This window comes from Clostridium fessum, assembly GCF_027698965.1.
GTDB lineage: Bacteria > Bacillota > Clostridia > Lachnospirales > Lachnospiraceae > Otoolea > Otoolea fessa.
In genome coordinates, this window is the sequence record NZ_JAQEQF010000009.1 from 36,579 (window position 1) to 48,753 (window position 12,175).

General features: G+C 46.9%; 8 protein-coding genes. All 8 read left to right on the top strand.

The window, feature by feature from the left end; translation table 11 throughout:
- Nucleotides 1–8: 8 nt before the first annotated feature.
- The 8 genes from recO to PG862_RS11635 all read left to right on the top strand — a co-directional run bounded on the left by recO (nt 9) and on the right by PG862_RS11635 (nt 12,173).
- On the top strand, nt 9–656 hold the full coding sequence (gene recO, locus PG862_RS11600) for a DNA repair protein RecO (protein ID WP_022359740.1): 648 nt from the start codon (nt 9–11) through the stop codon (nt 654–656).
- A 30-nt stretch (nt 657–686) separates the two neighbouring features.
- Nucleotides 687–1,712, top strand: coding sequence for an acyltransferase (locus tag PG862_RS11605; protein WP_270707464.1), 1,026 nt, complete (start codon nt 687–689; stop codon nt 1,710–1,712).
- 155 nt (nt 1,713–1,867) lie between these two features.
- A complete protein-coding gene (locus PG862_RS11610) occupies nt 1,868–2,527 on the top strand; it encodes a hypothetical protein (RefSeq protein ID WP_107001586.1) in 660 nt (219 codons plus the stop codon).
- Nucleotides 2,528–2,622: 95 nt separating this feature from the next.
- Nucleotides 2,623–4,011, top strand: coding sequence for a glycine--tRNA ligase (locus tag PG862_RS11615; RefSeq protein WP_107001585.1), 1,389 nt, complete (start codon nt 2,623–2,625; stop codon nt 4,009–4,011).
- Nucleotides 4,012–4,345: 334 nt separating this feature from the next.
- The gene (gene ppdK / locus PG862_RS11620; RefSeq protein WP_270707467.1) at nt 4,346–6,979 is read left to right on the top strand and encodes a pyruvate, phosphate dikinase; all 2,634 of its coding nucleotides are present in this window, start codon (nt 4,346–4,348) and stop codon (nt 6,977–6,979) included.
- A 359-nt stretch (nt 6,980–7,338) separates the two neighbouring features.
- On the top strand, nt 7,339–8,154 hold the full coding sequence (locus tag PG862_RS11625) for a substrate-binding periplasmic protein (protein WP_270707468.1): 816 nt from the start codon (nt 7,339–7,341) through the stop codon (nt 8,152–8,154).
- Entirely contained in the window at nt 8,138–10,345 is a 2,208-nt protein-coding gene (locus PG862_RS11630; RefSeq protein ID WP_270707469.1) for an ATP-binding protein, read from the top strand. Before PG862_RS11625 ends, PG862_RS11630 begins: the two co-directional genes overlap by 17 nt.
- A complete protein-coding gene (locus PG862_RS11635; RefSeq protein WP_118492092.1) occupies nt 10,323–12,173 on the top strand; it encodes an ABC transporter substrate-binding protein in 1,851 nt (616 codons plus the stop codon). The genes PG862_RS11630 and PG862_RS11635 overlap by 23 nt, the downstream gene beginning before the upstream one ends.
- Nucleotides 12,174–12,175: the final 2 nt, after the last annotated feature.

The following is a 12,175-nucleotide window of genomic DNA, read 5'->3' on the forward strand; positions in this document are numbered from 1 at the left end:
AGGGCTGCATGCGAGATTTGATACAGACAACCGGAATGGTGCTTTATGCAGCCCCGGTCGGTGAATTTGATAAACGTCTGATTCTCCTGACGGGAGACCGCGGAAAAATCACGGCATTTGCCCGCGGGGCGAAGCGCACTGGAAGTTTGCTGCGTGCGGCAAGCCGGCCTTTCGCATTTGGAACCTTCACACTTTCTGAGACGCGGGATGCCTACAATCTCTATGGCGCGGAGATCGAAAACTATTTCGAAGGACTTGAACAGGACGTTGAGTGCGCCTGCTACGCCTCCTATTTTGCTGAATTCGCCGAATACTTCGGAAGAGAAGGTCTGGAGGCAAGAGAAATGCTGCGATTACTCTACCAGTCCTTCCGCGCCCTCCTAAAACCCGCACTCCCCAACAAACTTGTACAGCGTATCTTCGAGTTAAAAATCATGGTCATCAACGGCGAATACACCGAAGATCCACCCCTGCGCGCCGGAGACTCCGCACGCTACGCCTGGCAGTACGTCATCTACGCGCCGATCGAGAAGTTGTATACATTTCTTCTGAAAGAAGATGCATTTGCACAATTTGCGGCGAATGTGGAGCGGAATAAGAGGGCGTATGTAGATAAAAGTTTTCACTCATTGGAGATATTGCAGACGATTACATAACATACAACTATCCAGGGAGGAACCATTTATATGCCAGAACCCAAATTCCACCAGAAAATCGCCTGGTTCAATTTCATCTGCTGCCTCATGGTCATCTGGACGCATTCCGGCAACGCGGATCTGTTTTTCCCGGAACTGGAGCAGGACGCACCGTGGTGGCATTTCCAGTACCCGGTCATGCAGGAAATTCTGCGGGTGGACATCCCATGCTTTATCATGCTGTCTGCCTACCTGTTCTACCGGAACTTCACGATGAAGCGGCTGGGAGAAAAATTAAATAAACGTCTGCATTCGCTTCTGGTTCCGTACCTGCTCTGGAATACTATCTACTACGTGGCGTATGTGGCGGCGAGCCGGATTCCGGGACTGCAGACGATCGCCAACCGGACGGATCTGGTGATCACGACGTCCGGGGCATGGCAGGCGATCACCAAGTATACCTTCAATCCGGTGTTCTGGTTCATGTATCAGATCATTCTGCTGGTGCTGCTGGCACCGGTGCTGTATCTGTTTCTGAAAAATATCTGGACCGGCGCGGCATTTCTGCTGGTGCTGCTTGTGGCACTTTTCAAGGGAGTGGCGCTGCCGGAGCTGAATCTGGACGCCCTGATTTATTATTCCTTTGCCGCCTATGCGGCGCTGCACGGGAGAAAATGGGCGGAGGCGGTATGGTCGTGGAAGCGGGCGGCACTGGGGGTGTGCCTGCTGGCAGTGGGAATTGTGCTCAGCAGGAGCTATTATACCCACTATTTTGTGCCGGGAATCGTTCTCTACCAGCTTCTGGCAGTCATCGGTATCTGGATGATGGTAAACGAGCGCTGGTTGGGAGAAGTCAGACCGTTTATGACCTGCACCTTTTTTATCTATGCGACGCACTTTGTGGTGGTCCGTTTCCTCAATAAGGCGGCGGCGCTGCTATTTCCGGGCAGCCAGCTGGTTTCGATGTTTATGTATGTGTGCATGCCGCTGCTTGCAGTGACACTCTGTTATCAGGTGGCGCGCGTGTTGCGGAGGTACCGTCCGGACATCTGGAAGACCCTGAATGGGGGACGCTGACAAAAAGCAGGATTTACGGTTGAAAGGCAGGTATCTCTGGAAACGGAAGTGCGAGTATGCGTTTTTTCAGGTCCAAGTCTTGAAAATACATAGAAAAGCAGGTATACTATAAAAACTTGGTTGTAGGAGCATTTTTGCGCTTGGGAGGAAGAGCAATGAAAAAAAGAGGATTTCTTCTGGCAGCGTGTACCGTGGGTGTGATGCTGTCCGGCTGTGGCTCACGGGAAACAGCCTTTTCCCCTTCGGAGAGCTGCGTATATGTGGCAAAAGACGGGGCGCTGTCGAGTGCTCTGGTGGAGCAGACCGGCGGTATTTCGGTCGATGAGAATGAATTAAAGCAGTATTTAGAGACGGCAGTGATTCATTTTAATGAAGAAAAAGGCGCCGGGGCGCTGGCACAGAACCAGAAAAATGCCGAGAGACTGCCGGCAGCATTGAAAAGTGTGAAGGCGGGAAAAGACACGGTGACTGCGATCTTTGATTATGCTTCCTTTGAAGATCTGAAAGCATTCGGAGAGACGAATGACAACGAGGACACCAGCAACTCCCTGACGGCGCTGGAGGCAAAGCCGCTTTCGGAGGCGATTGCCGATGGATGGTTTTCCGAGGGTGAGCTGGTAAAGGCGGATGGAAGCGAAGCCGGAACGGATACGGTTCAGAATGAAAAGAGCGGCATGGCAGTCCGGAGCGAGGGCGGTGCGACGCTGATGGTCGGCGGAAAAGTGCTTTACCGCAGTTCGAATACTGAGTTAAAAGACGATTCAACCGTCAGTCTGCCGGAAACAGGCACGGCTTATGTGATTTTTAAAAGATAAAAAACAGAATGATTGTTAAATTCGTCCATCTGCCAGATATCGAAAGAAGAGGCGGGGACGGGTACAATGATAAATGAATCAGGAGGACAAGACAAATGGAAAAGACGATGGACAAAATCGTGGCGCTCGCAAAATCAAGAGGATTTGTATATCCGGGTTCTGAGATTTACGGCGGCCTTGCCAATACATGGGACTACGGCAATCTGGGCGTAGAACTGAAAAACAATGTAAAACGTGCATGGTGGCAGAAATTTATTCAGGAAAGCCCGTACAACGTAGGTGTAGACTGTGCGATTCTCATGAACTCCCAGACATGGGTGGCATCCGGACATCTGGGCGGCTTCTCTGACCCGCTGATGGACTGCAAGAGCTGTAAAGAGCGTTTCCGTGCAGATAAGCTCATCGAGGACTATATGGCAGAGCACAACATCGAGATCGAGGGTTCCGTAGACGGCTGGTCCCAGGAGCAGATGAAACAGTACATTGATGACAATAACATCTGCTGTCCGAGCTGCGGCAAGCATGATTTCACCGACATTCGTCAGTTTAACCTGATGTTCAAGACTTTCCAGGGAGTTACCGAGGATGCAAAAAACACCGTATATCTGCGTCCGGAGACTGCACAGGGTATCTTTGTAAACTTCAAGAACGTACAGAGAACCTCCCGCAAAAAGATCCCGTTTGGTATCGGTCAGATCGGTAAATCTTTCCGTAACGAGATCACACCGGGTAACTTTACTTTCCGTACCAGAGAGTTCGAGCAGATGGAGCTGGAGTTCTTCTGTGAACCGGGAACCGACCTTGAGTGGTTTGCATACTGGAAACAGCACTGCATCGACTGGCTGCAGACACTTGGCATCAAGCCGGATGAGATGCGCGCGCGCGACCATTCTCCGGAAGAGCTGTGCTTCTACAGCAAGGCGACGACCGATCTGGAATTCCTGTTCCCGTTCGGATGGGGCGAGCTGTGGGGTATCGCAGACCGTACCGATTACGATCTGACCCAGCATCAGAACACCTCCGGTCAGGATATGACCTACTTTGACGATGAGAAGAAGGAGAAATACATCCCGTATGTGATTGAGCCGTCCCTGGGTGCTGACCGTGTAACCCTGGCATTCCTGTGTGCTGCATACGATGAGGAAGAGATCGGAGAGGGCGATGTGAGAACCGTTCTTCACTTCCATCCGGCGATTGCACCGGTTAAGATCGGTGTGCTTCCGCTGTCCAAGAAGCTTAACGAGGGAGCAGAGAAGATCTACGCAGAGCTTTCCAAGTACTACAACTGCGAGTTCGACGACAGAGGAAACATTGGTAAGCGTTACCGCCGTCAGGATGAGATCGGTACTCCGTTCTGCATCACTTACGACTTCGAGTCGGAGACCGACCAGGCTGTTACCGTCCGTGACCGTGATACCATGGAGCAGGTACGTGTGCCGATCGCCGAGTTAAAGAACTACTTTGAGGATAAGTTCCGTTTCTAATCTTTAAATAAACAAAAAAGCAGAAACCATATTCCAGAAAACAGGAAATGGTTTCTGCTTTTTGTGTTAGAGAGGGCTTGTGACATTTTTGGCATTTTGCAAAGAACGAAATTTATTTTGGGGAAGATTAGGCACTGTTCTGGATAGTCATCTCATTTAATATTCGCGAAAATTACAAAAAAATATATATTGATCGAAAAAAAGTTGGAAAGAATTCAAAAAAACTCTTTACTAGACCGCAGTTTATGTTATAATATTCACGATGGCTTTTATCTTTCACATAAATACAAATATGTGAATGTAAAACATAAACGAGTATAGGAGGAAAATACTTATGGCAAAATGGGTTTATATGTTTAGCGAGGGCGACATGACCATGCGTAACCTGCTGGGAGGAAAGGGAGCGAACCTGGCGGAGATGACAAGCATCGGTCTGCCGGTTCCACAGGGATTTACAATCACAACTGAGGCTTGTACCCAGTATTACGAAGATGGTCGCAAGATTAACGACGAGATCATGGCACAGACCATGGAAGGCGTTAAGAAGATGGAAGAGCTCAATGGAAAGAAATTTGGCGATCTGAAGAACCCACTGTTAGTATCGGTTCGTTCCGGTGCGAGAGCATCCATGCCAGGTATGATGGATACCATCTTAAACCTTGGTTTAAATGACGAGGTAGTTGCAGCGATGATCGCAGGCAACCCGGACCCGAAATTTGAGCGATTTGTATATGACTCCTACAGACGTTTCATCCAGATGTTCTCGGATGTCGTTATGGAAGTTGGCAAGAAATACTTCGAGCAGCTCATCGACAAGATGAAAGAAGAAAAGGGTGTTCAGTACGATATCGAACTGACTGCTGCTGACTTAAAGACTCTGGCTGAGCAGTTCAAGGCTGAGTACAAAAAACAGTTAGGTGAGGACTTCCCGTCTGACCCGGTTGTTCAGTTAAAATTAGCAATCGAAGCTGTATTCCGTTCCTGGGACAACCCACGTGCGAACGTATACAGAAGAGATAATGATATTCCGTATTCCTGGGGTACTGCAGTAAACGTAATGCCGATGGTATTCGGTAACTTAAACGATGAGTCCGGTACAGGTGTTGCATTTACCCGTGACCCGGCAACCGGCGAGAAGAAGCTGATGGGCGAGTTCTTAAAGAACGCACAGGGCGAGGACGTAGTTGCTGGTGTTCGTACTCCGATGCCGATCGCTCAGATGGAGCAGGAGTTCCCGGAAGCATATGCAGATTTCATCAAGGTTTGCGATGTGCTTGAGAACCACTACCATGATATGCAGGATATGGAGTTTACTGTAGAGAACCGTAAACTTTATATGTTACAGTGCCGTAACGGTAAGAGAACTGCTCAGGCAGCTCTGCAGATCGCTTGCGACCTGGTAGATGAAGGACATAAGACAGAGGAAGAAGCAGTCGCTATGATCGACCCGCGTAACCTCGATACACTGCTGCATCCGCAGTTTGACGCTGCTGCATTAAAGGCAGCTACTCCGCTTGGAAAAGGCTTAGGTGCTTCTCCGGGTGCTGCTTGCGGTAAAGTTGTATTCACTGCAGAGGATGCTGAGAAATGGGCTGAAAAGGGCGAGAAGGTTGTCTTAGTTCGTCTTGAGACCTCTCCGGAAGACATTACCGGTATGAAGGTTGCTCAGGGTATCTTAACCGTTCGTGGTGGTATGACCTCTCATGCAGCCGTAGTTGCCCGTGGTATGGGTACCTGCTGTGTATCCGGATGCGGCGACATCGCTATGGATGAAGAAAATAAGAAATTCACATTAGCTGGTAAAGAGTTCAATGAGGGAGACTTCATCTCCATCGATGGTACAACCGGTAATATTTACGAGGGCGAGATCAAGACCGTAGACGCTACCATCGCTGGTACATTCGGTCGTGTTATGGCATGGGCTGACAAGTTCAGAAGACTGAAAGTTCGTACCAACGCTGATACACCGGCAGATGCTAAGAAGGCTAGAGAGCTTGGCGCAGAAGGTATCGGTCTTTGCCGTACCGAGCATATGTTCTTCGAGGAAGACAGAATCGCTGCTTTCCGTGAGATGATCTGTGCTGACACTGTAGAAGAGAGAGAAGCAGCTCTGGATAAGATCCTTCCGTATCAGCAGGGCGACTTCGAAGGTCTGTTCGAGGCTCTGGAGGGCAACCCGGTAACTATCCGTTTCCTGGATCCGCCGCTGCATGAGTTCGTTCCGACTGAGGAAGAGGACATCAAGAAACTGGCTGAGGCTCAGGGCAAACCGGTTGAGACTATCAAGAACATCATTGCTTCCCTGCATGAGTTCAACCCGATGATGGGTCACCGTGGACTTCGTCTGGCAGTTACCTATCCGGAGATCGCTGTTATGCAGACCAAGGCAGTTATCCGTGCAGCTATCAACGTACAGAAAGCTCACGCTGACTGGTCCATAAAACCGGAGATCATGATTCCGCTCGCTTGCGATGCGAAAGAGTTAAAATATGTAAAAGATATCGTTGTGAAGACCGCTGACGAGGAGATCGCAGCAGCAGGCGTTGATCTGAAGTACGAAGTAGGTACCATGATCGAGATCCCGCGTGCAGCTCTGACCGCTGACGACATCGCAAAAGAGGCTGAATTCTTCTGCTTCGGTACAAACGACTTAACTCAGATGACCTACGGCTTCTCCCGTGATGATGCAGGCAAGTTCCTGAATGCTTACTATGACAAGAAGATCTTCGAGAGCGATCCATTCGCAAAACTGGATCAGACTGGCGTAGGTAAGCTCATGGAGATGGCGATCAAGTTAGGTAAAGCAGAGCGCCCGAACCTTCATGTAGGTATCTGCGGCGAGCACGGCGGCGACCCGTCTTCCGTAGAGTTCTGCCACAAGATTGGTCTTGACTATGTATCCTGCTCACCGTTCCGTGTGCCGATCGCTCGTCTGGCTGCTGCTCAGGCTGCAATCGCTGAGAAATAATTATTTAAAGGAAACCTTAAATAGAATAAATGGGTAGATAAGGACTCCCTTACGAAAGTAAGGGGGTTCTTTTGTATAAATAATCGGCGGCTGTTTATGAAAAAAAACATGTATGATGGCAATTTTTATGGACATGGTATATTTTGAATGCTATAATCAAAAGTGTAAGAATATAAGGTAAGAGTTAAGTGGGTATTATGGATAAAGTTCCTGTAAATTTTTTACATGGAGCTTTTTTTGATCATATAGGAAATTAAGTCTTATATACGGGGACCCCTAAGCGCGGGCCACTGAATCGTAATAAATGACCGGAAATCAGATGTGAAGAAATAGAAAAGAATAACAGGGATGGAATGAAAATGAAAGGAAAAAGAGTGATCGCAGGTATTCTGCTTGTTGGAATCTTAGCAGTTACCCTGGCAGGGTGCAAAAACACAGGTGAGAATAAAAAAGAAACGGGAAAACCCGTCATCACCCTGGGAAGCGACAGCTATCCACCATACACTTATCTGAATGAGGATGGTGTGCCGACAGGAATTGATGTAGAACTGGCTACAGAAGCGTTCAGAAGAATGGGCTATCAGGTGGAGCCTGTCCAGATCAACTGGGAGAAGAAAAAAGAACTGTTGGAGAGCGGGGAGATCGATTGCATCATGGGCTGTTTTTCCATGGAAGGGCGCCTTGACGAGTACCGCTGGGCCGGACCGTATATAGCAAGCCGTCAGGTGGTTGCTGTAAATGAGAGCAGTGATATCTATAAACTGAGTGACCTGGAGGGAAAGAATCTGGCTGTTCAGTCCACAACCAAACCGGAAGGTATTTTTCTGAACCGGACGGATGAGAGAATCCCAAAGCTGGGCAATCTGATCAGTTTGGGACACAGGGAGCTGATCTATACATTTCTGGGAAAAGGATACGTAGATGCAGTTGCCGCACATGAGGAATCGATTGTCCAGTATATGAAGGATTATGACACAAGCTTTCGTATTCTGGAAGAGCCGCTGATGATCACCGGTATAGGGGTTGCCTTTGCAAAAGAGGATGACCGGGGAATCTGTGAGCAGATGGATCAGACCCTGGAGGAAATGCGTCGGGATGGAACATCCCTGAAAATCATTGAAAAATATCTGGATGATCCGGGAAGGTATCTGGAGGTGGATGAACTTGGATATTAAGGGAAGGACAAAGAAAAAGCAGATAGAAATAGTTGGTATTTTGTTTGGAATCTGTGTGGCGGTAGTTTCCCTGACTTATTTCTTTCATGCGGAAAAAGCGGAAGCAGAAGAAAGAATGGTAGAGATTGTAAACTATGTGAAAGTGCAGTGTTCCACCTATACTCATTATAATGAATCTTCGGAATCCAAAAGCCTTCTCCGTGCCATTGAAAGTGCCAGACAGATGAGTACCAATATTAACATGGAAAGAGAAAACGGTGGTCAGTTAAGCCGGGAGTTTCTAAAAGATAATCTGCAGACTCTCTGGGTGGATGGCATCCTTGTACTGGATGCAGAGGGAAAGACGGTCTGTGAGTATAGCACAAAAGAGTCTCTGACGGATGAGATTACGGAGTATCTGCAAAAAGAAATTATCATGGATTTTACAGGATATGAAGAAAGAAGCTATTCGGAACGGCTTGCCAGGGAAGACGGGTCCCGGATCGACATTGCAGCCTGCGCCAGAAAAGACGCACCGGGTATTGTGGCAATTTATTATTACACATCTCCTGAATTTACCAGAAACTATACTTTGACGATACAAGGGCTTTTAAATGGATATAGTGTCCAGAAAGATGGAACAATTATTGTTGCAGACGATGGGCTCGTTGTTGCCAGTAACGATGAGAGCCTGTTGGGGCAGAATACGGCCGACAATGAGGTTATTCAGGCAATGAAAAAGCACACAGACAGCCAGCATATTTTTCATTTGAAGAATGAAGGAACCGGATGCTACGGAATCATGCTGAAGCAGCGGGATTATTATATTTATGCATATCTTCTGGATGAGGAAGTGTTTCATAACCTTCCATTAAGTGTGGCTGGTGTCATTTTTCTATATTCTTTGATAGTTGGTATATTTTGGTCCTGTATCTTCAGAACCAATCTGGAACATGAGAAACAAGAGCGGGAAAAGGATGAAAAATATAAATCAGAACTTCTGATAGCTGCCAAAAAGGCGGAAGCCGCCAATAGGGCGAAGACGGAATTTCTCCAAAGGATGAGCCATGATATCCGGACTCCGATTAATGGAATCTGCGGTTTACTCAATATGGCAGATCATTGTGCAGATGATATGGAGAAACAGACAGAATACAGAACAAAGGTGAAAGAGGCATCCAATCTGTTGCTGGAGCTGGTAAACGATGTCCTGGATATGAGTAAGCTGGAGTCGGGCGAAGTGATTTTGGAAGAAATTCCGTTTGATCTGAGCCGTATTTTCAGGGAAGTACTTGTTGTGATCGAGCAGATGGCGGCAGAACAGAATATCCGGATTGTGTGGGAGAAGAAAGAAAGCATACATCGGAAGCTTATTGGAAGCCCGCGGTATGTGAAACGAGTGATGATGAATATTCTGTCGAACGCGGTGAAATATAACAGAGAAAACGGATATATTTATCTTAGTTGCATGGAAATTCTATCCGAACAACCGGGAATGACGACAATAGAATTTGTCTGCCGGGATACCGGAATCGGAATGACAGATGAGTTTCAGAAACATATTTTTGAACCGTTTGCCCAGGAACATGCAGGAAGCCGTACAAAATTTGCCGGAACAGGCCTGGGAATGCCGATTGCAAAGAAGTTGATTGAGACAATGGGTGGAACCATTACCTTTGAAAGTGAAAACGGTGCAGGGACTACCTTTGTGATCCGGATTCCATTTAAAATCGATCTGAATTCGGATAAACGGGAAGAAAAGAAAGATGTATCAGATGGAAAATCTATAAAGGGACTGCATATTCTTCTGGCAGAAGATAATGAGCTGAACATGGAAATTGCTGAATTTGTGCTTCAGAATGAAGGTGCTGTCGTGACTAAGGCATGGAATGGGCAGGAAGCCGTTGAACGATTCAAAAAAAGTGAACCCGGTGAATTTGATGCGATTCTTATGGATATCATGATGCCGGTTATGAATGGTTATGAAGCAGCAAAGACGATTCGTTCCATGGATAGAAAGGATGCTAAAGCGATACCGATCATTGCAATGACAGCAAATGCGTTCACAGAGGACAGAATAAGAGCAAAAGAAGCAGGAATGGATGAACATATTTCTAAGCCTGTTGATGCAAAATTACTGGTAAAGGTAATTTATGAACTAGCGGAACACAGTTTTAGGGGGATTCGTAATGAAAAAGGAAAAAAGAAATAAGTTACTTGCTGTATTCCTGGTGATGGTAATGGCCATATTACTTTTATCAGGCTGCGGCGGGAAAAGAGCGGAAAAAGAAGATGCAGAAACCATCACGGTGTATTTATGGAGCACAAACCTGTATGAAAAATATGCACCCTATATTCAGGAACAGCTTCCGGATATTAACATTGAATTTGTAGTAGGAAATAATGATCTGGATTTTTATAAGTTTCTTGATGAAAATGGAGGATTGCCGGATATTATAACCTGTTGTCGTTTTTCACTGCATGATGCAAGTTCGCTGAAAGACAGCCTGATGGATCTTTCCACAACCAATGCGGCAGGTGCTGTCTATGATACATATCTAAACAATTTTAGGAACGAGGATGGCAGCATAAACTGGCTTCCGGTGTGTGCGGATGCCCATGGCTTTGTAGTGAACAAAGATCTTTTTGAAAAATATGATATCCCGTTGCCAACAGACTATGAAAGCTTTGTCTCTGCCTGCGAGGCATTTGATAAGGTGGGAATCCGAGGGTTTACCGCAGACTATTATTATGACTATACCTGTATGGAGACACTGCAGGGTCTGTCGGCGTCAGAACTTTCTTCTGCCGACGGACGCAGATGGCGCACCACCTACAGTGACCCGGATCATACAGTGAAAGAAGGTCTGGACAATACCGTCTGGCCGGCGGCTTTTGAACGGATGGAGCGGTTTATCCGGGATACAGGATTGAACCGGGATGATTTGGATTTGAACTATGATAATGTGGTTGAGTTGTTCAAAAGTGGTAAGCTTGCCATGTACTTTGGAAGCTCTTCCGGTGTAAAAATGTTTCAGGATCAGGGCATTCACACAACATTTCTGCCATTCTTTCAAGAGAATGGAGAAAAATGGCTGATGACGACACCCTATTTTCAAGTGGCTTTAAACCGTGATCTGGCACAGGATGAAACACGACGGAAGAAAGCCATGAAGGTATTGGATACAATGCTTTCAGAGGATGCTCAGAACCAGATCCTTTATGATGGTCAGGATCTCTTAAGCTACAGCCAGAATGTGGATATCCATCTTACAGAATATCTGAAAGATGTGAAACCTGTGATCGAAGAAAATCACATGTATATCCGTATTGCGTCAAATGACTTCTTCTCTATTTCCAAGGATGTAGTATCTAAGATGATCGCAGGAGAATACGATGCAGGGCAGGCTTATCAGTCCTTTAACACCCAGCTTCTGAATGAGCAGACTATCTCCGAGGGTATCCTGCTGGATTCACAGAAATTCTATTCCAATCGTTTCCATACCAGTGGAGGTAATGCAGCCTATTCGGTTATGGCAAACACTCTGCGCGGTGTCTACGGGACGGATGTGCTGATCGCCACCGGAAACAGCTTTACCGGAAACGTGCTGAAAGCCGGGTATACGAAAAAAATGGCGGGCAGCATGATCATGCCAAATGGTCTTTTGGCTTACAGCAGTAAGATGAGTGGGGCAGAGCTGAAAGAGACTGTCAGAAATTTTGTGGAAGGCTATGAGGGAGGCTTTATTCCCTTTAACCGCGGTTCTCTACCTGTAGTCAGCGGTATTTCTGTGGAGATCAGGGAAACGGATGATGGTTATACATTGAGCAAAGTTATGAAGGATGGAAAGAAAGTTCAAGACAATGATATGTTCACGGTAACCTGCCTGACGATACCTAAACACATGGAGAATTATCCGGTAGAGGATAATATTGTGTTTGATAGGGGAGATACTTCTGTGAAGGATACCTGGATAGGATATATTTCAGATGGTGATGCCGTTCTTGCAGAGCCTGAAGACTATGTGGCTCTGAGGTGAGA

What these genes read in the sequence shown, in the direction of transcription:
- recO (WP_022359740.1), top strand. Translation starts at nt 9, where the DNA reads ATGCGAGATTTGATACAGACAACCGGAATGGTGCTTTATGCAGCCCCG.
- PG862_RS11605 (WP_270707464.1), top strand. Translation starts at nt 687, where the DNA reads ATGCCAGAACCCAAATTCCACCAGAAAATCGCCTGGTTCAATTTCATC.
- PG862_RS11610 (WP_107001586.1), top strand. Translation starts at nt 1,868, where the DNA reads ATGAAAAAAAGAGGATTTCTTCTGGCAGCGTGTACCGTGGGTGTGATG.
- PG862_RS11615 (WP_107001585.1), top strand. Translation starts at nt 2,623, where the DNA reads ATGGAAAAGACGATGGACAAAATCGTGGCGCTCGCAAAATCAAGAGGA.
- ppdK (WP_270707467.1), top strand. Translation starts at nt 4,346, where the DNA reads ATGGCAAAATGGGTTTATATGTTTAGCGAGGGCGACATGACCATGCGT.
- PG862_RS11625 (WP_270707468.1), top strand. Translation starts at nt 7,339, where the DNA reads ATGAAAGGAAAAAGAGTGATCGCAGGTATTCTGCTTGTTGGAATCTTA.
- PG862_RS11630 (WP_270707469.1), top strand. Translation starts at nt 8,138, where the DNA reads ATGAACTTGGATATTAAGGGAAGGACAAAGAAAAAGCAGATAGAAATA.
- PG862_RS11635 (WP_118492092.1), top strand. Translation starts at nt 10,323, where the DNA reads ATGAAAAAGGAAAAAAGAAATAAGTTACTTGCTGTATTCCTGGTGATG.